This window comes from Parahoeflea olei (genome assembly GCF_001703635.1).
Classification (GTDB): Bacteria; Pseudomonadota; Alphaproteobacteria; order Rhizobiales; family Rhizobiaceae; genus Hoeflea; species Hoeflea olei.
Genome location: NZ_LQZT01000013.1, coordinates 31,844 through 54,684, shown reverse-complemented (window position 1 = coordinate 54,684; position 22,841 = coordinate 31,844). Strand labels below are relative to the sequence as shown.

Here is a 22,841-nt window from a genome sequence, read left to right as displayed (position 1 = left end):
CAACAAAAACCGGCCCGGGCCATCGGGCCCGGACCGGGATTCTGGGGATAAGGGCCGCAGCCCCCGTTGCTATTCGATGATCAGCCGCTTGAGCAGTTCGATCTCGTGGCCGAGTTTGGCGTCGGAGCCGATCAGCCCCTCGATCTTGCGCACCGCGTGCAGCACCGTGGTGTGGTCACGACCGCCGAAACGGCGGCCGATTTCCGGGAACGAGCGCGGCGTCATCGTCTTGGCCAGATACATCGCGATCTGCCGCGGCTTGACGATGACCCGCGTGCGTCGGTCCGAGACCAGCTCCTGGCGCGACACGTTGTAGTGCCGCGAAACCACGCGCTGGATGTCTTCGATGCGCACCCGCTTGGGCTCGCCCGCATTGACGAGGTGGCCGAGCAACTGGTCGACGCGGTCGAGCGTCAGGTTCGGCTCGAAGCTGCGGCGGAACAGGAGCTGGTTGAAGGCGCCTTCCAGTTCGCGGCCGCTGGCGGTGATGTTCTGCGCCACATGGGCGAGGATGTCCTCGCCGATGTCGAGCGTCGGATCCTCGATCTGGGCGATGGCGAGGCGCTGCCTGAGCATCTCGAGCCGCATCTCGTAGTCCGGCGCCTCGATTTCGATGGCGACGCCGCCCTGCAGCCGCGAGCGCACCCGCGGGTCGAGCGATTCAAGCTCCCAGGGCGCGCGGTCGGCGGCGACCACCACCTGGCGCGCCGAGTCGAGCAGCATGTTGAGCAGGTGGCAGAATTCGTGCTGGATCGACTTGCCCTGCAAGAACTGCATGTCGTCGATCACCAGAAGGTCGATGTTGCGCAGCGATTCCTTGAACGACAGCGCGTCGTTGTCGCGGATCGCCGTGGCGAAACGCCACATGAAATATTCGGCCGTCAGGTAGACCACGCGCGGGTTGCGCGCATGCCGGCTCGCCGCCGCGGCGATCGCCTGCAGCAGGTGGGTCTTGCCGAGCCCGACATTGGAATGGATGAACAGCGGGTTGAAGCGCACCGCGCCGGTGCCCGCTTCGGCAATGGTCTTGGCCGCCGCCAGCGCCACCCGGTTGGACGAGCCCTCGACATAGCTTTCGAAGGTGTAGCGGCTGTCGAGCGGGGACCCGATCACCGCATTGGCGGTCTGCGGCGCCCTGGCGAAGGCCGCGGCCTGGGCGCCCGCCGCACCCTTGGCGGCTGGCTGGGGCTCCTTGCGGGCCGTGGCCGGCGCCTGGGCGGCGATCGTGCCCTCGGCGGGCTCGTCCGCGGCTGCGGCCGGATGGCCGGCGCGGGTGGCCGAGCGCACCACGATCTCCACCTTGAGAATGCCCGGATCTTCTTCGCGGAACAGCGCGGTGATCTGGTCGAGATATTTGTTGTTGATCCAGGATTTCAGGAAGGCGGTCGGCACCGACAGGCGCACCACGCTCTTCGACGCCGATTGCAGCTTGAGCCTGCCGAACCAGCTTGTGAAAACCTCCGCCCCCACCTGGGCTTTCAGCCGCGCTGTCACCCGATCGAAGATCTCAGTGCTCTTGTTCATGTCCGCCCCTTTGTCCGCCGGCGGATACGCATCGCCTCTGAGCGGGTGGACGGTGCCTTTTGCACCCCAGTTTGCCGCTTTATGCGTTGTCGCGATTTGTGTTTGCATCGCCGCTGGTCATCCCTTTTGCCGCATTTCAAGGCCATCTTCATGATGGCCGCCCTTTCGCGCGGACGCTGTCCGCAATGCCAATATCAGTCGCGGCAGCCCCCGCTGCCCTTGAACCTCCGTTCCGGTTTCGCCGGCGACCTCGTATCGCCGTTGAGACCATGACTTTGCCGTGCCGTCAGGACGGGAGTCCGGACGGGGATCATGCCTTACACCAGGACGCCGAAACGTCCTCGCAACCTAAGGTTTATTTCAGATTTAGCCTGACAGAAGCGTCACGCCTCCAAGGTGCGGACGGAAAAACGCTTCCCTTTTCGTCCGGAAAACGCCCCTGGAACCAGTCGGTTCCGTGCCCCTTGTCGAGGGGTATTTAGGCAGGATGAGGGGGGCAGATCAAGCAAGTAATTTACGAAAAAGTAAGCTTTCAGGGCTTGACTCCGGGGCCATAAAACGCCCCGTCCGCACGGTCTTGAAACAGGCAATTGGATTCATTGCCTTTTCGCGGCTTAGGGTCATTTTTAGAAGATTAGAATTCGGTAATACTAAATTTCGGGCCTTGCTCGCCGAGCCGCGAATTTGCCTCGGCGCCCACGATCCGAAATCGAGTACCTCTCGTAACTAATTGAAAAAAATTAATAATTTATGCGAATGTGACGGACCCGTGACGATCGGTGCGACCGCCTGCGACACCTCGCATGCAACCCCTTGGCGCAAAAAGCAAAAGGCCCGGTCAAGCCGGGCCCTTAGCCGTCAAAGGATAATTTCGGGCTTGATCAGGCGCTCAGCGCCTTGACCCTGTTCGACAGCCGGGAAATCTTCCGCGAGGCGGTGTTGGCGTGAACCACGCCCTTCGAGGCGGCGCGCATCAGTTCCGGCTGGGCGGCCTTGAGTGCGGCGGCTGCGGCGCTCTGGTCACCGGAGCTGATGGCTTCCTCGACCTGGCGGATGAAGCTGCGGACACGCGAGCGGCGTGCCTTGTTGATGTCGGTGCGGCGGGCAATCTTGCGGGTCGCTTTTTTCGCCGAAGTTGTATTGGCCATGAATGCCTCTCAAGTGTCACATGCTCAAAACCGACCGGAAAGCGCCTCCTGACGAGGATTGTCGCTTCGACAGCCGGAATGCGAGAAAAACCACGGCGAGCCCGAAAGCTGCCATTCGATGGCGGGCCTATACCGGGTATCGGCGCGTGCGTCAACGCGAAAATGGGGTGCGCCGCCGGTCTGGCGGCGCATTTGCTCAGCGATGCCTGAACTGCGCCTTGCGCTTTTCGACGAAGGCGCCCATGCCTTCTTTCTGGTCCTCGGTGGCAAACAGCGAGTGAAACAGCCGCCGCTCGAAGCGCAGGCCCTCGTTGAGCGTCACCTCGTCGGCGCGGTTAACCGCCTCCTTGGCCATCATCGTCGCTGGCAGCGAGAACGAGGCGATCTTCTCGGCGGCCTTCACCGCCGTCGCCTTGAGCTCGGCGGCCGGCACCACGCGGGCGACCAGGCCGCAGCGTTCGGCTTCCTCGGCCTCCATCATCCGCCCGGTAAGGCACAGGTCCATCGCCTTGGACTTGCCCACCGCGCGGGTCAGCCGCTGGGTGCCGCCCATGCCGGGAATGACGCCGAGCGTGATCTCGGGCTGGCCGAACTTGGCGCTGTCGGCGGCGATGATGAAGTCGCACATCATCGCAAGCTCGCAGCCGCCGCCGAGCGCATAGCCCGCCACCGCCGCGATCACCGGCTTGCGGGTCGCCGCCACATCGCCCCAGCCCGCGAAGAAATCCTCGAGATAGGCGCCGACATAGTCCTTGTTCTGCATTTCCTTGATGTCGGCGCCCGCGGCGAAGGCCTTCTCCGATCCGGTCAGCACGATCGCGCCGATCTTCTCGTCGGCGTCATAGCGCTTGAGCGCCTCGCTCAGCTCCGCCAGCAGCTCCGAATTGAGCGCGTTGAGCGCTTCGGGGCGGTTGAGCGTGATGATGGCCACCCTGCCGTTGGTTTCCGTTTTCAGCGTCTTCGGCGCCATTGCCTGTCTCCTTGTTGCAGCCGTGAACTCCCGGGGCCGGCTTTTGGTTCCTGCGTGGGCCTGTCCGTGCGCGCGCTTGCGCTGCGCGTCGGTGCGGTCAGGCCTTCTGGCAGCTCGGGCAATAAAAGGTCGAGCGCCCCCCCTGCGCGATCCGGCGGACCGTATCGCCACAGCCCGGGCGGGGGCAAGCCTTTCCCTCCCGGTCATAGACCGAAAACCCGTGCTGGAAATAGCCGAGCGTCCCGTCGGTGCGGATATGGTCGCGGAGCGAGGAGCCGCCCGCCGCGATTGCCTCGTCGATCACCGCGCGGATCGCCGCGGTCAGCTCCGTGAGCGCCGCGCGCGGCTTGCCTGAGGGCGTCACCAGCCGTCCCGCCGGCTTGAACGGGGAGAGCCGCGCCCGCCACATCGCCTCGCACACATAGATGTTGCCGAGCCCGGCGATGATCCGCTGGTCGAGCAGCGCCGCCTTCAGGGGCGCGATCTTGCCCGCAAACCGCCGCGCGATCACTGCGGCATCCAGGCTGTTGCCCGTGGGCTCGATGCCGAGGCTCATGAACCACGGATGCTCCGCCAGCGCGGCGCGCGCGATCAGGTCCATGTAGCCGAACCGCCTGGGGTCGTTGTAGATCACCCGGGCGCGGCCCGCGGGGCCTTCGAGGTGAAACACCACATGGTCATGCCGGTCGTCCTTCGACCGGGCGTAATGGAAGCTGCCGGGCGTGGCGCCGCCCGCCCCCTCGTCCTCGGGCTCGATCCGGAACGAGCCCGACATGCCCAGATGCGAGACCAGCGCCATGCCGTCGTCGAGGTCGGCGATCAGGTATTTGGCCCGGCGCCCGAGCGAGACGATGCGCCGGCCCTCAAGCCGCGTCGCGAATGCCGGCGGAAGCGCAAACCTCAGGTCGGCGCGGCGCTGTTCGACGGCATCGAGGCGCGCGCCTTCCATCACCGGGGCGAGCCCGCGGCGGACGGTTTCGACTTCGGGCAGTTCGGGCACGCGCATCTCCTGATTTTTGCCGGCTCTCTTGCATCCGGCACCGGTGGCAATATCTCAAAGCCTGGCCTATAAGGCGGTGCGGCTTTGCCGCAGTCGGGCCGGCCTTGCCTAGATAGCGCGGCATGACCCGATCCGCTATGGTCAAGGCGGAATATCCCGGGATCCCCGATTGGCCCGAACAGGTCTGGACAGATGCAGGAAAACAAGATGTCACAACAGCGCGTATCCACCGATGGCGGAATGCAGACCAGCTACGGTTTTCGCACCGTGGCCGATGGCGAGAAACAGGTCCTCGTCAACGACGTGTTCCACAAGGTCGCCAAGCGCTACGACATCATGAACGACGTGATGTCGGCGGGCATGCACCGGATCTGGAAGGACGCGATGGTGACGGCGCTCAATCCGCCGCGCCGGCCGGATTACCGCTTTCTCGACGTGGCCGGCGGCACCGGCGACATCGCCTTCCGCATCGTCAAGGCCTCCGACCGCGAGGCCTCCGGCGTGGTGCTCGACATCAACGGCTCGATGCTCGGCGTCGGCGCCGAGCGCGCCCGCAAGAAGGGCTATGACGCCAATCTCGAATTCGTCGAGGCCAATGCCGAGGAGCTGCCCTTCGAGGCCAATTCCTTCGACGCCTACACCATCGCCTTCGGTATCCGCAACGTGCCCGACATCGACAAGGCGCTCAGGGAAGCCTATCGCGTGCTCCGCCGCGGCGGCCGCTTCCTCTGCCTCGAATTCTCCGAGGTCGAGATGCCGATCCTCGACCGCGTCTATGATGCCTGGTCGTTCAACGGCATCCCGGCCATGGGCAAGCTGATCGCCGGCGAGGCCGAGCCCTATCAGTATCTCGTCGAATCGATCCGCAAGTTCCCGCGCCAGCAGGATTTCGCGGCGATGATCGAGCGCGCCGGCTTCGACCGCGTGAGCTACACCAATTACACCGGCGGCATCGCGGCGCTGCATTCGGCCTGGAAGATCTGAACGGCATGGCAAGTCTCGGCACGTATCTGCGCCTGCTCCGGGCGGGCGTCATCCTTGTTCGCGAGGGGGTGGTGGCCTCGCTGCCGGCGGAAGAGCTCAGCGGCGGGATGCTGCTGGGGCACCGTCTGGCGCGCCTGCTCGCCAAGCGCCGGGCCAAGCATGCCGAACGCGCCCACCGGCTCGCCCGCGCGGTCAACCGGCTCGGACCCTCCTGGGTCAAGCTCGGCCAGTTCCTCGCCACCCGGCCCGACGTGGTCGGCGCCGAGATCGCGGTCGACCTGTCGGGCCTGCAGGACCGGATGGACACCTTCCCCGAGGCGCTCGCCCGCGCCGAGATCGAGGCCTCGCTCGGCCGGACCATGGAGGATCTCTACACCCGCTTCGACTCCCCGGTCGCTGCCGCCTCCATCGCCCAGGTCCACCCCGCCGAGGTGGCCTATGCCGACGGCGTGCGCAAGGTCGCCGTCAAGGTCGTCCGTCCCGGCGTGCGCCAGCGCTTCCAGCGCGATCTCGAGGTGTTCTACCTGATTTCCGAGCTGCAGGAGCGCTTCATCCCCGCCTCGCGGCGCCTGAGGCCGGTCGAGATCACCCGCACGCTCGAACAGACCACCCGCATCGAGATGGACCTTCGCCTCGAGGCGGCCGCACTTTCGGAAATGGCCGAGAACACGCGCGAGGATCCGGGCTTCCGGGTGCCGCGCGTCGACTGGGAACGTACCGGCCGCGATGTCATCACCATGGAGTGGATCGAAGGCATCAAGATGAGCGACATCGAGGGCCTGCGTGCTGCCGGCCACGATCTGGTCGCGCTCGCCGACACGCTGACCCAGTCCTTCCTGCGCCACACCCTGCGCGACGGCTTCTTCCATGCCGACATGCACCAGGGCAACCTGTTCGTCGATCCGAAGGGCTGCGTCGTCGCCGTCGACATGGGCATCGTCGGGCGCATGAGCAAGAAGGAACGCCGCTTCCTCGCCGAGATCCTCTACGGCTTCATCACCCGTGACTACCGGCGCGTGGCCGACGTCCATTTCGAGGCGGGCTACGTTCCCGCCCGGCATGACCCGGCGAGCTTCGCCCAGGCAATCCGCGCCATCGGCGAGCCGATCCACGGCCAGCCGGCCGAGACCATCTCCATGGCCCGGTTGCTCACGCTGCTGTTCGAGGTGACCGAACTGTTCGACATGCAGACCCGGCCCGAGCTGGTGATGCTGCAGAAGACCATGGTGGTGGTCGAGGGCGTGGCCCGCACGCTCAATCCCCGCTTCAACATGTGGAAGGCGGCCGAGCCCGTCGTCGGCGGCTGGATCCGCGACAATCTCGGCCCGCGCCGCATCACCGGCGACATCCGCGAGGGCGCGATCGCCGCCTTCAAGCTGGCCGAACAGCTGCCCGAGCTTGCCTCGCGCACGCGCCAGTTCGCCGACGAGGTCAATGCCATGGCCGAAAACGGGTTGCGCTTCGACGAGGCCACGTCGGAGGCGATCGGCAAGGCGGAAGCCCGCCACACCCGCTCGGGCCGCGTCGCACTCTGGGTGATCGCCGCAGCCATGGTCTGGATGGCGCTCGCCATTCATCCCATGTGGTAGGCCGATGTGGTAGGCCGGCCCGCCTTCAGCCCCTTTTCGCTGGACGAGATCGACATCGAACCGCTGGCGGAAGAGGCCTGGCGCGACGGCTACCGCTTCATTGAGCGCATGAAACATGACTGGGCGACCGGCGAAAACCGCTTCGACGGCCCCGGCGAGCGCCTGCTCGGCGCCTTCGAGGGGGAGGCGCTGGTGGGCTTCTGCGGCCTCAACCGCGATCCCTATGTGAGCGAACTGGTCGGGCGTATCCGCCATCTCTATGTCGGCCGCGACCACCGGAAGAAAGGCATCGCCCGGGACCTGCTGGTGCGCGCGCTCGACGGCGCCGCCTACTGGTTCCCGCGCATCCGCCTGCGCGCCACGCCGTCCTCGCGCGGCTTCTACCGGCGCATGGGCTTCGTCGAGGTCGACGAGGTCGAGGCGACCCACGCCCGCTGGCTCGACTGAGGGAGCGCAGCAGCGCCCTTCGGCTTGGCCTCGCGCCGCCGCGCAGCGCCCGATTTGCAATCCGGCGCCGTTTCCCCCAGACTGCAGGCTTCGGACCGGGCGGGAAGCCCCGGTCCGGCTTTCGCCGGCGGCGCCTGAGGCGCTGCCCGAGCAGGACACCCGGGCAGGGCATGCCGCGTGCATGGCCACCGCCGCAGCGCGGACCGGCCGGGACACACAACAAGCATTGGATAGACATATGAGCGAGGCCAAATCCGGCGACACCGTGCGGATCAACTATACCGGCAAACTGACAGACGGCACCCGGTTCGACAGTTCCGAGGGCCGCGAGCCGCTCGAGTTCCAGGTCGGCTCCGGCCAGATCATCAGCGGTCTGGACCGTGAAGTCGCGGGCATGAAGGTCGGCGACCGGCAGACCGTGACCGTCCCCGCGGCCGAGGCCTATGGCCCCCACGACCCCGCCAAGGTGCAGAAGATCCCGCGCACCGCGCTGCCGCCGGAACTCGAGCCCCAGCCCGGCATGCAGCTGCAGGCCCAGACGCCGCAAGGCGGCCAGGTGGCGCTGCTCGTCACCGCGCTTGACGAGCAGGACATCACTGTCGACGCCAACCATCCGCTGGCCGGCCAGGACCTGGTGTTCGAGATCGAAATGGTCGAGATCGTCAAGGCCGCCTGAGCGGCAGAAGCATCAGGGCGGTCCCGGCCTCTTGCCGGGGCTGCCTGCCCGTGCCGGACGGAAGAGCCGCGCCCTGTTTCAGGCGATCGCCGCCCTGATGGCGTCGGTGTCGAGCACGCGCGCGATCTTGCCGTCCATGTAGCGAAGCGACACCCGCGCATGGTCCTCGTCGTAGGAGCCGGTCGCCTCTGCCGAAAGGATCACCCGCATGTCGCGCTGATAGGCGTCGATCGCCGCCATCCGCACGCAGGCATGGGTGTTGATCCCGGCGATCACCAGGGACCCGATCTCCCTCGCCGCCAGCACCTGGTCGAGATCCGTCCCGAAGAACGGGCTGTAGCGCTTCTTGACGATCGTGATGTCGTGGGCGAGCACCTGAAGCTGCGCATCGAGCTTCGCGCCGTCCGTGCCGGCGATGGTAAGGCGCACGCCACGGTCGCGCATTTCCAGGAATGCGTCGCCGAGATCGTGCCGGAACTCCTGCCGCACCCAGATCACCGGCCGGCCGGCCGCGCGAAATATCCCCACCAGTTCGTTCGTGGCCGCAATCAGCCGCGCGCGCCGCGCGGGCTCCCAGGCGGCGAGAAAATCATTGGCCAGGTCGATGACCATCAGGGCGGGGCGTATCAGGTCCGGTGCGGTCACGTCAGGTCTCCACTGGCGCGCCACCATGACGCCCGGACATGACAGCTTGAAGATGGTGCATTTGACTGCAATGATTGCAATGCATACATCTGACTTATCGCGATCTTGCCTAATTTTGGGGCGCAACCGTGGCAACACTGACCATCCGCAATCTCGACGACACCGTCAAACAGGCCCTGCGGGAGCGCGCCGCCCGGCATGGCGTGTCCATGGAGGAAGAGGCGCGCGTGTTGCTGAGGCGCGGTATCGAGGCAAGGCCCGCCGACGACGGATCATCGTTCTATGATCGTGTCCGCACCATTGTCGAGCCAATCGGAGGAATCGAAATCGATGTGCCGCCGCGCCCTTTGGCTGACCGCCCAGTGCCATTCTCCGAATGGGGGAATGAAAGCCCCGAGGAATGATCCTGGATACGAATGTGATTTCCGAAATCATGCGTCCCGTGCCGGACCCCAGAGTCGTCGCATGGTTTGGCGAAACCGCAGGCGAACAGCGCTATGTCACCGCGATCACCGAGGCTGAGCTGCTTTTCGGGATTGCCCTGATGCCGGCAGGCAAACGGCGCGATGACAGCGCGGCGGCCATAGCGCGCGTTCTCGGTGTGGAGATGGGGTCTCCGGCCCTTCCGTTCGAAAGCGGCGATGCGCCTTTCTTCGCCGGGGTGATGTCAACCCGGCAACGGGCCGGGCGTCCGGTTTCGGTCGTCGATGCCCAGATCGCCGCCATCGCGCTTCGGCGCGGCCTGCCGGTCGTCACCCGCAACACCCGTGACTTCGAAGGTTGCGGCGTCACCCTCATCAATCCGTGGAAGTCCCAGCCATGACCCTCGCCGGCAAGCGCATTCTCCTGATCATCTCCGGTGGCATCGCCGCCTACAAGGCGCTCGACCTGATCCGCCGGCTGCGCGAACGCGGCGCCGCGGTCCGGCCGCTGATGACGGCGGCGGCGCAGGAATTCGTCACGCCCTTGGCCGTCGGTGCACTCGCCGCCGATCATGTCTTCACCGATCTGTTCTCCCGCGAGGACGAGCAGGATGTCGGCCACATCCGGCTTGCGCGCGACTGCGATCTCGTGCTCGTCGCCCCCGCCACCGCCGACCTGATGGCCAAGATGGCGAACGGGCTTGCCAACGACCTCGCCTCCACCGTGCTCCTCGCCACCAACCGCCCGGTGCTCGTCGCCCCTGCCATGAACCCGGCGATGTGGGCGCACCCGGCCACCCGCCGCAATGTCGAGACGCTCAGGGAGGATGGTATCCGTTTCATCGGCCCGGAGGCGGGCGAAATGGCCGAATCCGGCGAGGCGGGCCTCGGCCGCATGGCCGAACCGCTGGCGATTGCCGCCGCCGTCGAGGCGCTGCTCGATGACGGCCCGAAGCCGCTCAAGGGCCGCCGCGTCATCGTCACCTCCGGCCCCACCCACGAGCCGATCGACCCGGTGCGCTACATCGCCAACCGCTCCTCCGGCAAGCAAGGCCACGCGATCGCCGCCCATCTCGCCCGGCTCGGCGCCGACGTCACGCTCGTCTCCGGCCCGGTGACGATCCCCGATCCCGCGGGCGTCGAGGTTATCCGCGTCGAAAGCGCGCGCGAGATGCTCGCGGCCGTCACCGCGGCCCTCCCAGCCGATATCGGCGTCTTCGTCGCCGCCGTCGCCGACTGGCGCGTGGCGACCTCTGCCGACAACAAGATCAAGAAGAAGGAAGGCGAGGGCCCCGCGCCGCTCGCCCTCACCGAAAACCCCGACATCCTCAAGACCGTCGGCCACCACGAAAACCGCCCCAGGCTTGTGGTTGGCTTCGCCGCCGAAACCGCGGACGTGATCGCCAATGCCGAAGCCAAGCTCGCCCGCAAGGGCGCCGATTTCATCGTCGCCAACGACGTCTCGCCCGCCACCGGCATCATGGGCGGCGACCGCAACCGCGTCCGCATCGTCTCGAAACAGGGCGTCGAGGACTGGCCGGATCTGAGCAAGGACGAGGTGGCGGAAAGGTTGGCGGCAAGGATCGCGGAAGCCTTCCAGGCCTGAAAACCGGATCGAAAAACCCCCACCCCACCCCTCCCCTCAAGGGGGAGGGGCTTGACCCGGCCCGCTCTTATTTGCGGTGACTGGCGGGGACGGAGTTCAGGGTCAGGAGCTTGCCGTAAGCCCCCAACCTCCCCCTTGAGGGGAGGTCGGAGAAGCAAGCGTAGCGCAGCTGATCCGGGTGGGGGTACGGAGCCCGCGACGAGCTGCGAGCCAGGCCGCAAACATCGCACCCCCACCGGCTCTGCCCGCCTCCCCTCAAGGGGGAGGGGCTTGACCCGGTCCGCGCTCTCATTCGTGCGGAATGGCGCGGATGGGGCGCAGGGGCAGGAGCTTCCCGTAAGCCCCCAACCTCCCCCTTGAGGGGAGGTCGGAGAAGCAAGCGTAGCGCAGCTGATCCGGGTGGGGGTAGGGCGCCTGCGACGAGCCTCAAGCCAGGCCGTCGGCGTTTTCATCCTCGGCAACGACGTTTCGCCACCGGCTGGTATCATGGGCGGCAACCGCAACCCATGTCCGCATCATGAGCAGGGACGGCGTCGAGGACTGGCCGGATCTGAGCCAGGACGAGGTGGCGGAGCGGCTGCCGAGAGGATCGCGGAAGCCTTCCAGGCCTGAAACAGGATCGAAAGACCCCCACCCCAACCCCTCCCCTCAAGGGGGAGGGGCTTGACCCGGCCCGCTCTCCATGCCCATTCGCTCTTTCGGAATTTTCAACGCTCCGCTTGTCGAAAACCATGCCCCATCCGCCGGGACGCGCGCCGGAAGCACGTCGCCTCTCCCTTTGTGTTGAAGGGGGGCGCACAGGGTCGTAAGCTTGCGACGCCCCCAACCTCCCCCTTGAGGGGAGGTCGGAGAAGCAAGCGTAGCGCAGCTGATCCGGGTGGGGGTAGGGAGCCCATGAAAGGCCGCCAGCACCTGCACTCCTGCCTCAGGAATTCACAGCCAGAATTCGGGGTCGCACATGTCAATGTGAGCCCAGGAGGGAGGCGCCTTCAAGCCACGGCGGCAACCTCCGCCACCACCCGCATAGGATCAAACCGTTCCGAGCGCATGCCGTCGGCGGTCAACGTCACAAAACTCCCGGCGGGGATTTCGTGCCATTTGGTGTCGGTGTCGTGGAACGGTTCGGACACCAGGCAGTGGCCCTGGCCGCCGCAGGTGGGGGCGGAGTAGAGCGTCGGCGCATAGGCGTCGGTGGCGTAGCGGATCGCATGAAGCGTGCGTCCGTCGGAAAACGCCGCGGTGAAGCGCACGAGTTCAGTGACGCCCGCGCGTGCGGCCTCCGAGAGCGCAAACCTTATCGCCGCGGCGAAGGCGCCGGCCGGGTCGGTTGCAAGCCCGAATTCGATCGCGAGCAGGAACAGGAGTTCCGAGTCCGTGGTGCCGTGGCGGGCCTGGTAGAGCCGGTCCGACAGCGCCGCCTCCATCGGCCGGCGGATCTTCTCGAAGCCGGCGATCTGGCCGTTGTGCATGAACGACCAGGTGCCGTTGACGAAGGGGTGGCAGTTGTCGCGGCTGGTGGCCCCGCCGGTCGAGGCGCGCACATGGGCGAGAAACAGCGGCGAGCGGATCTGTCGCGCCAGCGATTTCAGATTGCAGTCCGACCAGGCCGGCAGCACGTCGCGGTAAAGCCCCGGCTCGGGCCGCTCGCCATACCAGGCAATGCCGAAGCCGTCGCCATTGGTGGCGGTCTTGGCCTGCGTCGCGCAGTGCGATTGTTCGATCAGCGAATGCCCCGGTGCGGAAACGATCTGTTCCAGCGGGATCGGCGTTCCACGATAGGCGGCCCAGCGGCACATGGCGGCTACTTGCTCCGGTTCTCTCTGCAGCGATGCAATTCGTTAATCATAAGCCCGGCTGTTTTCCCAAAGGTAAACGGCCACCCCCCATGAACGCGCGTGGCGCCGGCCGTCGGTGCTTGCGCCAGCGAACCCTGCCGGCAAGCGGCGTGCGCCCGGCGGGGCGCGTGGCCGGGACCGGGCGCGCGGGGCACAGGCGGACGGTTTGGCTGGGCATGGCAGGGCGGTCCCTGGCAGGACGGTTGGCGACAGGAAGCAAGCTTAGACCGATTCCCACGAACGCACGTCCCGATTATCCTTCAAAAATGGAGAAATGCGGGATATATGTCCCGTCATGCATCGAACCGACGACATGGATGTCCGCATCCTCTCCGAACTCCAGCGCGACGGCACGCTGTCGGTGGACGCGCTGTCGGAGCGGGTTCACCTGTCGCGCAATGCCTGCTGGCGGCGCGTGAAAGCGCTGGAAGAGCGCGGGCTGATCCGGGAGCGCGTCGCCATTCTCGATGCCGAGGCGGCGGGCTGCGGGTTGTCGGTGTTCATCTTCGTGCGCGCGGCCAGCCATGATGCCGACTGGCTCAAGAGCTTCCGCGAGGCGGTCGGCGCCTTTCCCGAGATCGTGGGCGTGTATCGCACCTCGGGCGATCTCGATTACGTGCTGCGCGCCCGCGTGTCGGATGTGAAGGCCTATGACCGGCTCTACCAGCGGCTCATCGCCAAGGTCAGGCTCGCCGATGTCTCCGCCTCCTTCGTGATGGAGGAGATCAAGGAGACCACGGCGATCCCGCTCGGCGGTCTCGGCCGGGGTTCGGCCTGATAAGGCCACGGGTTTTCAAGTCAGGTGCCCGACTTCGCCCGTTCCATCGCCCGCTTGAGCGCGGCCGCGCGCGCCTCCACCTGGTCGAGATCGGCCGTGCCGCGCGCGCTCTGGCGTTCGAGATCGTGCTTCATCTCCGCAAGCCGGGAGAGCTTTTCGTCCCTGGCCATGGTTTCGTGCTCCGACACCTGGTCCGGCGTCAGGTCGGCGTCTGCGTGCGTCTTCATCGGCATTCTGGTCTCCTTTCCTGGTGATGAAGGGGCCTGGTGATGAAGGGGCAACGTGCGACCGCGCGCCGAGGTTCCCATCCCCGCCCATCGTCCCCGGTCCTCGTCCCGGGTCATCGGCGACCGGCGCCCGCGCCCGGTGAACAATGCGTTTCCGCCCGGGCTCTTATAAACCGGTCCCCGGCAGTCTACATTGTCGCCAACGCAACCATTGCCGGCGCCTTGCCGGCCCATCACCGTGGAGACTGCCATGTCCATCCGGCCTGTCCGTCATGAATCCGCCGCCGTCCCGCATCTCGAAGGTGCCGGCGTGCACCTGCGTCGTGCCTTCGGTTTCGACGATCCCTCGCTCACCGATCCGTTCCTGCTGTTCGACGATTTTCGCAACGAGCGGCCGGAAAACTATCTCAAGGGCTTCCCCTGGCATCCGCATCGCGGCATCGAGACCATCACCTATGTGCTGGCCGGCACCGTCGAGCATGGCGACAGCCTGGGAAACCGCGGCACGCTCGGCGCGGGCGACGTGCAGTGGATGACCGCCGGACGCGGCATCATGCACCAGGAAATGCCCAAGGGCGACGCCAATGGCCGCATGCACGGCTTCCAGCTCTGGGCCAACCTGCCGTCCTCGATGAAGATGACCGCGCCGCGCTACCAGGATGTGAGCTCCGCCGACATCCCGGTCGAGGTCGATGACGACGGCACCGCCGCGCGCATCATCTGCGGCGAGTTCTGGGGCAAGCGCGGCCCGGTCGACGGCATCGCCGCCGAGCCGTCTTATGTCGACATCTCCGTGCCGCCGGGCAAGCGCAAGACCTTCAAGGTCGATGCCTACCGCTCGGCCTTCGCCTATATTTTCGCGGGCTCCGGCACCTTCCGCGATGCGTCCAAGCCCTTCGGCGTGCTGGTCGAGAAGGAAGTCGAGGGCGAGGAGATCCAGATCCGCGACATGTCCGGCGACCGCACGCTGGTCGTCTTCGACACCGGCGACGAGATCACCGTGCAGGCGGGCGACGAGGGCATCCGCTTCCTGCTCGTCTCCGGCAAGCCGATCAGGGAGCCGGTGGCCTGGCACGGCCCGATCGTCATGAACACCCGCGCCGAGCTGATCCAGGCGGTCACCGAGCTGCAGAACGGCACCTTCATCAAGCCCGCGGCCTGAGCGGTAGCGCGGGTCCCGGTGCGCGGGTTTTTGGCCCGCGCGCCAGCTTTCTGGCCCCGCGCCGCCGGATTTTGCTCCGGCGGCGCGGGCTTTGCCGCAGTCTTGCCGTGTTTGCCTTGAAGTGGCCGTTTTTGTTGCCTATTTCTCGTGCAGGCACGTGCCATGAGGCCAGGATTCGGCGGCAGCGCCTGCACCCGGTCAAGGTCCGGAAGGTTTTGGGGCACCGCCAGCCGCAGGGAAAGGTGATGGACATGAACGCCGTATACAAGCCTGGCGACGGATATGTGTTTTTCAACGAGATCGGAAAGATCTACCAGCTCTGCAACACGCTGGTCGGCAAGCTGTTGCCCGATGGCGTCCACCCGTCGCATTTCGGCATCATCCTGCATCTGGTGCGGGTCGGCGACGGCGCCACGCCGCTTGCCCTGGCCAATGCCATGAACGTGTCCAAGGCCACCATCAGCCATTCGCTGCAGGTGCTTGAGAAGCGCGGCTTCATCGAAACCCGGCCGAGTGCCACGGATGCCCGCTCCAAGCTGGTGTTCCTGACCGAGGCCGGCCGGGTCTTCTGCGAGGAGGCGATCGCGGTCGCCGCCCGCACCTTCGCAAGCTTCCTGCACGATGACGACCGCCAGATCATGTCCGACGCCTTGCCCGGCCTGATGGCGATCCGGCGGCTGTTCGAGGCCAATCGCGAGCCCGTGCGTGCCGGCGACCCGCGTTTCGACACCGCCGAGGCGAGCGAGGCGCAGCAGAAGCTGATCGAGGAAATCCTGGGCCGCAAGCCCTCCTCCCCGCTGCCTTCGGTGGCCGCGCCGCCGGTGCTGCCGGGCGAAGTGCCGGGCGCGATCGTTCAGCCCTCTGCACGGCAATTGGGCCGGGAAACCGGCTGAGCCAAGCCCCGGCCGAGGGCCGGGGGCGCCTCTCTCCGGTTTCGACGTTCCGTTTCTAGCGCTGCCTGGGGGCGGGGGCTGCATGGTCGCAGCCCGAGCATCCGCCGGGGCATTGTCCGCTGGCCTCGTCCGCCGGGCAGCATTCGGCTTGGCCGTTGAGAAGCCCGCGGATCCGCTGCTTGGCCTTGCGCGACAGGAACAGCCGCCAGGCCACATAGACGGCCGCGGCCGCGACCAGGCCAAAGGTTACGATTGCATCGAGCATGGGTCAGCCTCCGAGATAGGTGGCGGTCCGGTAGACCACGAAGGACGCGGTATAGGCGAGCGTCATCATGTAGACGAACATCAGCACCGGCCAGCGCCAGGAGTTGGTTTCACGCCGCACCACGGCGAGCGTGGGCGCGCATTGCGGGGCGAACACGTACCAGGCCAGAAGCGACAGCGCGGTCGCCAGCGGCCATTGCGCGGCGATGGTCGCGCCGAGCGATACTTCGTCGAGCGCCGTTCCGCCCACCGCATAGACGGTGGCGAGCGCGCCCACGGCCACTTCGCGCGCGGCCATGCCGGGGATCAGCGCCACCGCGATCTGCCAGTTGAAGCCGATCGGCGCCAGCACGGGCTCGATCGCATGGCCGATGATGCCGGCGAAGCTGTAGTTGATCGCCGCATCGGTCGCCCCTTCCGGCGCGCCGGGGAAGGTCGACAGGAACCAGATCAGGATCATCATCGACAGGATCAGCGTGCCCGCCCGGCGGACGAACATCATGGCGCGCTGGAACACGCCCATCGCCACGCTCCGGAGCATCGGCAGCTTGTAGCCGGGCAGTTCCATGATGAACGGCTCGGTCTTGCCGCGCCAGACGAAGGTGCGGAACACCAGCGCCACCACGAAGGCGCTGACGATGCCCGCGAGATAGAGCGAAAACAGCACCAGTCCCTGCAGGTCGATGAAACCGCCCACGGTCGAGCGCGGCACGAAGGCGCCGATCAGCAGCGTGTAGACCGGAATCCGCGCCGAACAGGTCATCAGCGGCGCCACCATGATGGTGGCGAGCCGCTGCCGACGGTTTTCGATCACCCGCGTGGCCATCACCCCGGGAATCGCGCAGGCGAAGCTCGACAACAGCGGAATGAACGAGCGGCCATGCAGGCCGGCGCCGCCGACGATGCGGTCCGTCAGGAAGGCCGCGCGCGCCATGTAGCCCGAATCCTCGAGCAGGATGATGAAGAAGAACAGGATCACGATCTGCGGCAGGAACACCAGCACGCTGCCCACGCCGGTGATGATGCCGTCGGTGAGCAGGCTCGCCAGCAGGCCTTCGGGCAGGGTCTCCTGCACCGTCGCGGCAAGTGCGTCGAAGCCGTCGCTGATCATGTCCATCGGCGGCCCGGCCCAGGTGTAGACCGCCTGGAACACGAAAAACAGCACCGCCAGCAGGATCAGGATACCTGCCACCGGGTGCAGCAGCACCTTGTCGATGCGCGAGCTCATGTCGCGCGGAATGTCGGGCGTGTTGACGAAGCGGGCCACCATCTGGTCGGCGAGGCGGTGGGCCTGGCGGATCTCGTCGGCACCGCGCTCGGCCCAGGTCATGGCCGAGGCCGTGCCGTGGCGGGCGGCGGTGAGCGCCGTGTCGAGTTCGCCGAGCAGCTCGCTCACGCCGGCACGGGAGACGGCCACCGACCGGACCACGGGAATGCCGAGTTCGCGCGAGAGCCCCTCCGCGTCGACCCGGATGCCCCGGTTCTCGGCAATGTCGGACATGTTGAGCGCGAGGATCATCGGCAGTCCGGTGCTCGACACTTCCAGCACCAGCCGCAGGATCAGCCTGAGATTGGTCGCGTCCGCCACGCAGACCAGGAGATCGGGCCGCTCGAAATTGCGCAATTTGCCGAGCACGGCGTCGCGGGTGACCACCTCGTCGGGGCTGCGCCCGCGCAGGCTGTAGGTGCCCGGAAGGTCGATCACGGTGACGGTCTTGCCGCCGGGGGTGATGAGCTGGCCTTCCTTGCGTTCCACCGTCACGCCGGGATAGTTCGCCACCTTCTGGCGGCTGCCGGTCAGGGCATTGAACAGGGCCGTCTTGCCGCAATTGGGGTTGCCGACAAAGGCGACGCGGTAGGTCTTGGCAACTGTATCGAGCATGCCCTCACTCCGCCGCCAGCATGGGGCCGTTCGCCTGCGGGCCGCGCGCGGCCGGGTCACCCGTCGCCGCCGCGCTTTGCGCGCAGTCCACCAGCACCGAATTGGCTTCGCGCCGGCGCAGCGCCACGCGCATGCTGTCGACCCGGACGGCGATCGGGTCGCGGCCGATGAAGCCTTCGTGCAGGATCTCCACCTGCGCGCCTTCGACGAGGCCGATTTCCAGGAGCCGCTTTTCGAGTTCGATGTCGAAGGCCGAGCGCGGCGCGCTGCCGTTGTTGATCGGGTTGCCGACGCGGGCGACGGTTCCGCGCAGTCCGCGGCGGCCTTCGCCAAGCTTGATCTGGGTTGGGGGAGTTCGGGGTGTGAGTCACGGCTCTGAAGTCCTTGAGGAGTAAAACGGCATGACCACGCGCTGCCGTTGAACGACGCCCTACACCCGCCCCAAAGTGGAGTCAAAATGTATGATTTGAAAGGACTCTTAGAACCTCTCTAAATAGCGGGAATGATTGGGCTTTACGGGACGGCGCAGGGTCTGGCGGCGGGGGATGCGCAGTCTCCCGTCAGCCGCGCCCGGCGGCGGGCAAACCTCCTGTAAACATGAGGAAAATCCGCCTCATTGCTGCCCACGCCACGCGGCCGCTCCGGCAGGCCAAACCAGCCGAAATCATCGAAAACGGCAGCACCGGCCATGTTGCCCAGAAGGACCAGCATCAGGACCACTGTGACACCGAGTCGCGGCACCGCCTGCCTCGGCCCCGTTCCCCGGGCGGCGATGCGCGACCTGCCGCGCCGGTCTCACAAGGGCAGCTGCGGCATGGGCGCAAGCCCGGCTGCGCGACTGTCGTGCCCGGCCCGAAGCCGAGCGCAGGTCTTGCCGGGGCAAAGGCCGGCAAGGCGGCAAGCAGAAGGCTGCCGCCGGTGCGGCGGCCATGCGTCCATGGACCCGCGCCGGGCACTGAATGGCGGCTCGCCGGTGCCAGCCCCGGGATCGGCGGCAGCGCAGGGCTACAGCGGCTTGTACATATAGGTTGTGGCGTGCAGGCCCGCCCCGTCGGCATCGAGCGCGAAGCCGGGGATCACGCCCGCGGTCCGGAACCCCGCCGCCCGGTAGAGCGGCTCGGCAACGTCGCCGGTGCGGGTGTCGAGCGTGATCAGGCTCTTGCCCGCGGCCCGCGCCTCGGCATCGAGCGCGGCCATCAGCGCCCGGCCGATGCCGCGGCGCCGGAACGCCGGCGCCACCATCATCTTCGCCACCTCGCAGCGGTGCGGCTGGTTCGGCGGCAGCGCCGTGATCAGTTGCACCGTGCCGGCAACCGTGTCGTCGCACAGGGCGACGATCAGCCTGCGCCGTCCCGCCCGCACCTCCGGAAACACCGCCTCCTCGAAGAAGGCAAGGCCGTCGGCCTGCGTGAAGGGCTGCATGTAACCGATCGCGGCGCCGCCGTTCACGGTCTCGGCCATGATCCGCGCCAGCGCGCCGGCATGGGTGTCGAGCGCGTCTGCGCCAAGGGCAAGCGTGGCAATGGCGGTCATGACGTGGCTCCGGCGAGAACGATCAGGTAGGAGGCCGGCTGGTCCCCGGTCTGGAACCGCGACGGCCCGAACAGCCGGTAGCGCAGGCAATCGCCGGCTTCGAGCACCCGCGTCTCCTCGTCGACGGTGACGGCCAGGATGCCGCTCAGCACCACCAGATGATGCTCGTGCCCCGGCATCGACGGCGCCGCATAGGAAATCTTCCGGTTGGCCTCCAGCTCGCAGCGCACCACCTCCGCCGACAGCCCGCCGCTCGGCGGCGAGACGATGCGGCGCTCAAACCCGTTGTCGGCGTCGCGCCACAGGCTCTGTTCGCCATGGCGCACCAGCGCCGCAAACGGCGTCTCGATCGGCGCCAGCAGCTGCGAAATGCTCATCTGATACGCGCTCGACAGGCTGCCCAGCGTCTCCGCCGTGGGGCTCACCTCGGCATTCTCGATCCGCGACAGCGTCGACCGGCTCACCGAACTCTTCTCCGCCAGCACCTCAAGCGACCAGCCCCGCGCGATACGGATCTGCTTCAGCCGCTCGGCGAGCCGGTCATTGAGTGTGGCTTGCATAATACTTCCCGTTATCTGGAAATGTTCCCGGATAAGGGATATGTCTTTGCGGCCACCCCGTCAAGCGGCGTTGTGTGCGTCTCAGAACTCGGTCACCACGGTCACGCCGGCGGTCTGGAACCGGTCCATCCCCATCAGCGCGTCGATCGACTGTTCGAGCGTGATCCGCGCGCCGACCAGCGCCTCGGGCTTCAGGCGCCCGTCCTCGATCATCGCCAGCATCGGCCCGTAGCGGTGCGCCTGCATGCCGTGGCTGCCGTAGATTTCCAGCTCGTACCCGATCACCCGGCCCATCGGCAGCGGCGGCAGGCTGTGCTCGCCCGCCATCAGCCCCACCTGCACGTGGCGGCCGCGCTTGCGCAGACTCAGGATCGAGTTGACGCAGGTGGCCGTCGCCCCGAGCGCGTCGAGCGACAGATGCGCGCCGCCACCGCTCACGTCGCGGACCGCTTCGGCGACGTCCGGGGTCTCGGCGGCATTGACCGTGGCAACCGCGCCCACCGAGCGGGCCAGGGCGAGCGCGCGCTCCGAAATGTCGATCGCCACCACGCGGGCGCCACTCGCTGCCGCGATCATGATCGCCGACAGGCCCACCCCGCCGCAGCCATGCACCGCCACCCATTCGCCGGGGCGCACCCGGCCCTGGTCCACCACGGCGCGGAACGAGGTGATGAAGCGGCAGCCGAGGCTCGCCGCGGTGGCGAAATCGAGGCTGTCGGGCAGCGCCACCAGATTGAGGTCGGCGCGATGGATCGACACGTATTCGGCAAACGAGCCCCAATGGGTGAAGCCGGGCTGGAACTGGTGATCGCACACCTGCTGGTGCCCCGCATGGCATTCCGGGCAGTGCCCGCAACCGCCCACGAACGGCACCGTCACCCGGTCGCCCTCTTTCCAGCGGGTGACGCCCTTGCCGACGGCGGCGATCGTGCCGGCCAGCTCATGGCCGGGCACATGCGGCAGCGCGATATCGGGGTCGTGGCCCATCCAGCCGTGCCAGTCGCTGCGGCACACGCCCGTCGCCTCGACCTTGATCACCACGCCGTCGGTCTCGGGCGCGGGATCGGGCAGGGTTGTGAGCTTCGGCGGCTGGCGGAAGGTTTCGTAGAGAACGGCTTTCATGGTTTCACCCGGGCAGAACGAGGATCGGTTCACCCGTCTCTATACGCCCAAGCCGCCCTTGGGGAGAGGCGTCTGCGCCGCAACCCGTCGGAATCCTGCCAGACCGCCGTTAGATGCCCGGGGTAGACGGTGCCGCGCCCCGGTCGGTTCGGCTGCTTTGAGCTCTATTTCGGAGTGGGGCTTTTCGGGGTGAGGGCGGTGCGAAGAACCACGAGGCGTTCACCACCTGCAGATGCCGCCCACCCCCACCCGGATCAGCTGCGCTGCGCTCGCTTCTCCGACCTCCCCTCAAGGGGGAGGTTGGGGCAGGGAGAGGGTCCCTTGCCGTATCGCTCCGGTCATGGGGGAAGCGTGCAGCCCGGTTATGCTGGAAACGTGTGGCATCCTTGCCTCCTTCTCCAAGGAGAGCATGCCTGCTGTCGATGAAGCGCCTTCCGGTCGGCCAAACTGGCAGGGTCAGGACAAGAGTGACAGACAGCGTTGCTTTGGGCCGCCGTGCATGGCTCGGGACGATGGCAATCCCTCGACACGATCGCAATCCCTCCAAGAGACCGCAGCCGAATGAAGATGCCCAACCTCCCCCTTGAGGGGAGGTCGGAGAAGCAAGCGCAGCGCAGCTGATCCGGGTGGGGGTAAGGCTGCAGGCTAAAATGCTTCATGGGGCGAAAAGGCGACGCGTCGATGCTCTCCCGCCGTGAAAATCGGCTTCCGCCCAGCCTCAGCCGGCCTGGCGGTCACCGGCATAGTGGTGGCGTGCGCGCAGGCGCGGCGCCAGCGCCCAGGCCAGCGGGAAGGTTGCGGTCAGTCCGGCGATGATAACGATCGGCAGCAGGTATTTCGCGTGTTCGGCCAGCGCCGGCACCGAGAGCACGGCAATGGCGCCGGCGCCGAACAGAACGGCGTTGATCGGCAGGGCAATCAGGGCGGCAATCCGGGTTCGGGTACGCATGGCAGTCTCCTTCGGGTGCGGTTCGGTTGGGCTCTGCGTGGGGACAAAACGCCCGGGCCGGGCATTCGGTTCCCGCGCGTTCGCGGCGCCTGCGCCCGCGCAAGCCAGCAAACCGGCCGACCGCGAAACCTGCCGGCCAAAAAAAGACGGCCTGCTTCATCCCCACCTTTCGCGCCCGTGCGATACTGCACCGGTCGTCCGCTCCACGGATGGCCGGGGCCGACGGAGCCCCGGCGGGCGGATGGCGGTGAGGTCTGGTGCGGGCGGGGCCGTACCCTCGTGCCGGACGCTTGCAGCCCGATCATCCCGGCCTTGCGCGGGCCGGCCGGACCGGAGTGGGTCCGGCCCTTGAGGCCCGCGCAGCAACAGGCCGGAACCGGAGCGGAAGCCCCGATGGCTGTCGCGCCGGCGGCGTTTCACGTGTCGGGGTCCTTGCCGGCGGGCTTGCCGGCCGGGGCTCTGGCACCGCCACCCGAAACGCCGGCCCGATCCATGAGCGCATGCCGCAGGCGGGTTGCCACGCCGCGGCATCGGCAAAAGGCGGGTTCGGCCGTAAGACGCCGAACAGGACACACCGCCCAGGGCTTGCGTGAGACCGGCCGCAGGAGGGAAAAGCCGACCCCGC

Annotated in this window: 24 protein-coding genes and 2 pseudogenes; 11 read left to right on the top strand and 15 right to left on the bottom strand. The window is 67.1% G+C overall.

Going from position 1 to position 22,841, the window contains the following annotated elements; translation table 11 throughout:
* Positions 1-69: 69 nt before the first annotated feature.
* The 4 genes from dnaA to mutM form a co-directional block, all read right to left on the bottom strand.
* Positions 70-1,524: a chromosomal replication initiator protein DnaA gene (gene dnaA, locus AWJ14_RS11385; protein ID WP_066178826.1), complete on the bottom strand. Its 1,455-nt coding sequence runs from the start codon at positions 1,522-1,524 to the stop codon at positions 70-72.
* Positions 1,525-2,405: 881 nt separating this feature from the next.
* Entirely contained in the window at positions 2,406-2,672 is a 267-nt protein-coding gene (gene rpsT / locus AWJ14_RS11380) for a 30S ribosomal protein S20 (RefSeq protein WP_066178823.1), read from the bottom strand.
* A 196-nt stretch (positions 2,673-2,868) separates the two neighbouring features.
* The gene (locus tag AWJ14_RS11375; RefSeq protein ID WP_066178821.1) at positions 2,869-3,642 is read right to left on the bottom strand and encodes an enoyl-CoA hydratase; all 774 of its coding nucleotides are present in this window, start codon (positions 3,640-3,642) and stop codon (positions 2,869-2,871) included.
* A gap of 97 nt (positions 3,643-3,739) precedes the next feature.
* Positions 3,740-4,642: a bifunctional DNA-formamidopyrimidine glycosylase/DNA-(apurinic or apyrimidinic site) lyase gene (gene mutM / locus AWJ14_RS11370; RefSeq protein ID WP_066178817.1), complete on the bottom strand. Its 903-nt coding sequence runs from the start codon at positions 4,640-4,642 to the stop codon at positions 3,740-3,742.
* 207 nt (positions 4,643-4,849) lie between these two features.
* Between mutM and ubiE the strand changes: the two genes are divergently transcribed.
* From ubiE to AWJ14_RS11350, 4 genes are all read left to right on the top strand, one after another.
* A complete protein-coding gene (ubiE, locus tag AWJ14_RS11365; protein WP_066178854.1) occupies positions 4,850-5,626 on the top strand; it encodes a bifunctional demethylmenaquinone methyltransferase/2-methoxy-6-polyprenyl-1,4-benzoquinol methylase UbiE in 777 nt (258 codons plus the stop codon).
* A 5-nt stretch (positions 5,627-5,631) separates the two neighbouring features.
* Complete coding sequence (gene ubiB, locus AWJ14_RS11360; RefSeq protein WP_066178814.1) at positions 5,632-7,215, top strand: 2-polyprenylphenol 6-hydroxylase; 1,584 nt, start codon at positions 5,632-5,634, stop codon at positions 7,213-7,215.
* A gap of 6 nt (positions 7,216-7,221) precedes the next feature.
* Positions 7,222-7,662 carry a GNAT family N-acetyltransferase gene (locus AWJ14_RS11355; protein ID WP_083220200.1) on the top strand — a complete coding sequence of 147 codons (441 nt, stop codon included), beginning with the start codon at positions 7,222-7,224 and terminating at the stop codon, positions 7,660-7,662.
* A gap of 238 nt (positions 7,663-7,900) precedes the next feature.
* Positions 7,901-8,338 (top strand): FKBP-type peptidyl-prolyl cis-trans isomerase, encoded by a 438-nt coding sequence (locus tag AWJ14_RS11350; protein WP_066178810.1) that lies wholly within the window; start codon positions 7,901-7,903, stop codon positions 8,336-8,338.
* Positions 8,339-8,416: 78 nt separating this feature from the next.
* On the opposite strand, the gene AWJ14_RS11345 is transcribed toward AWJ14_RS11350, so the two are convergent.
* Positions 8,417-8,983 (bottom strand): cysteine hydrolase family protein, encoded by a 567-nt coding sequence (locus tag AWJ14_RS11345; RefSeq protein WP_245304235.1) that lies wholly within the window; start codon positions 8,981-8,983, stop codon positions 8,417-8,419.
* A 128-nt stretch (positions 8,984-9,111) separates the two neighbouring features.
* Between AWJ14_RS11345 and AWJ14_RS11340 the strand changes: the two genes are divergently transcribed.
* The 4 genes and pseudogenes from AWJ14_RS11340 to AWJ14_RS22785 form a co-directional block, all read left to right on the top strand.
* Positions 9,112-9,387 (top strand): FitA-like ribbon-helix-helix domain-containing protein, encoded by a 276-nt coding sequence (locus tag AWJ14_RS11340; protein WP_066178798.1) that lies wholly within the window; start codon positions 9,112-9,114, stop codon positions 9,385-9,387.
* A complete protein-coding gene (locus AWJ14_RS11335) occupies positions 9,384-9,806 on the top strand; it encodes a type II toxin-antitoxin system VapC family toxin (protein ID WP_066178795.1) in 423 nt (140 codons plus the stop codon). The genes AWJ14_RS11340 and AWJ14_RS11335 overlap by 4 nt, the downstream gene beginning before the upstream one ends.
* Positions 9,803-11,011, top strand: a complete 1,209-nt coding sequence (coaBC, locus tag AWJ14_RS11330; protein WP_066178792.1) for a bifunctional phosphopantothenoylcysteine decarboxylase/phosphopantothenate--cysteine ligase CoaBC — start codon at positions 9,803-9,805, stop codon at positions 11,009-11,011. The genes AWJ14_RS11335 and coaBC overlap by 4 nt, the downstream gene beginning before the upstream one ends.
* 450 nt (positions 11,012-11,461) lie before the next feature.
* Positions 11,462-11,678 (top strand): annotated as a pseudogene (locus AWJ14_RS22785) (hypothetical protein); the annotation flags it as partial.
* A gap of 322 nt (positions 11,679-12,000) precedes the next feature.
* Here AWJ14_RS22785 and AWJ14_RS11325 read toward each other — a convergent pair.
* A complete protein-coding gene (locus AWJ14_RS11325) occupies positions 12,001-12,807 on the bottom strand; it encodes a class II glutamine amidotransferase (RefSeq protein ID WP_066178789.1) in 807 nt (268 codons plus the stop codon).
* A 334-nt stretch (positions 12,808-13,141) separates the two neighbouring features.
* Between AWJ14_RS11325 and AWJ14_RS11320 the strand changes: the two genes are divergently transcribed.
* Positions 13,142-13,624: an Lrp/AsnC family transcriptional regulator gene (locus AWJ14_RS11320; protein ID WP_066178787.1), complete on the top strand. Its 483-nt coding sequence runs from the start codon at positions 13,142-13,144 to the stop codon at positions 13,622-13,624.
* A gap of 20 nt (positions 13,625-13,644) precedes the next feature.
* Here AWJ14_RS11320 and AWJ14_RS11315 read toward each other — a convergent pair whose 3' ends face one another.
* Positions 13,645-13,851, bottom strand: coding sequence for a hypothetical protein (locus tag AWJ14_RS11315; RefSeq protein ID WP_139112611.1), 207 nt, complete (start codon positions 13,849-13,851; stop codon positions 13,645-13,647).
* 250 nt (positions 13,852-14,101) lie between these two features.
* On the opposite strand from AWJ14_RS11315, the gene AWJ14_RS11310 reads away from it, so the two are divergent.
* Positions 14,102-15,013 (top strand): pirin family protein, encoded by a 912-nt coding sequence (locus tag AWJ14_RS11310; RefSeq protein ID WP_066178782.1) that lies wholly within the window; start codon positions 14,102-14,104, stop codon positions 15,011-15,013.
* Positions 15,014-15,264: 251 nt separating this feature from the next.
* Positions 15,265-15,906: a MarR family winged helix-turn-helix transcriptional regulator gene (locus AWJ14_RS11305; RefSeq protein WP_245304230.1), complete on the top strand. Its 642-nt coding sequence runs from the start codon at positions 15,265-15,267 to the stop codon at positions 15,904-15,906.
* A 55-nt stretch (positions 15,907-15,961) separates the two neighbouring features.
* Here the strand turns inward: AWJ14_RS11305 and AWJ14_RS11300 are convergent, their stop codons facing one another.
* From AWJ14_RS11300 to AWJ14_RS11270, 8 genes and pseudogenes are all read right to left on the bottom strand, one after another.
* The gene (locus tag AWJ14_RS11300) at positions 15,962-16,171 is read right to left on the bottom strand and encodes a hypothetical protein (protein WP_066178776.1); all 210 of its coding nucleotides are present in this window, start codon (positions 16,169-16,171) and stop codon (positions 15,962-15,964) included.
* 3 nt (positions 16,172-16,174) lie between these two features.
* Positions 16,175-18,052, bottom strand: coding sequence for a ferrous iron transport protein B (gene feoB, locus AWJ14_RS11295; protein WP_066178773.1), 1,878 nt, complete (start codon positions 18,050-18,052; stop codon positions 16,175-16,177).
* An 88-nt stretch (positions 18,053-18,140) separates the two neighbouring features.
* Positions 18,141-18,392 (bottom strand): annotated as a pseudogene (locus AWJ14_RS21910) (FeoA family protein); the annotation flags it as partial.
* A 173-nt stretch (positions 18,393-18,565) separates the two neighbouring features.
* Positions 18,566-18,793, bottom strand: coding sequence for a DMT family transporter (locus tag AWJ14_RS23095; protein WP_425349626.1), 228 nt, complete (start codon positions 18,791-18,793; stop codon positions 18,566-18,568).
* Positions 18,794-19,057: 264 nt separating this feature from the next.
* Positions 19,058-19,585, bottom strand: a complete 528-nt coding sequence (locus AWJ14_RS11285) for a GNAT family N-acetyltransferase (protein ID WP_066178769.1) — start codon at positions 19,583-19,585, stop codon at positions 19,058-19,060.
* Positions 19,582-20,145 carry a helix-turn-helix domain-containing protein gene (locus tag AWJ14_RS11280; protein ID WP_066178766.1) on the bottom strand — a complete coding sequence of 188 codons (564 nt, stop codon included), beginning with the start codon at positions 20,143-20,145 and terminating at the stop codon, positions 19,582-19,584. Before AWJ14_RS11280 ends, AWJ14_RS11285 begins: the two co-directional genes overlap by 4 nt.
* 81 nt (positions 20,146-20,226) lie before the next feature.
* Positions 20,227-21,267, bottom strand: a complete 1,041-nt coding sequence (locus tag AWJ14_RS11275; protein ID WP_066178764.1) for a zinc-dependent alcohol dehydrogenase family protein — start codon at positions 21,265-21,267, stop codon at positions 20,227-20,229.
* 718 nt (positions 21,268-21,985) lie between these two features.
* Positions 21,986-22,216 (bottom strand): hypothetical protein, encoded by a 231-nt coding sequence (locus AWJ14_RS11270; protein ID WP_066178761.1) that lies wholly within the window; start codon positions 22,214-22,216, stop codon positions 21,986-21,988.
* Positions 22,217-22,841 lie beyond the last annotated feature (625 nt).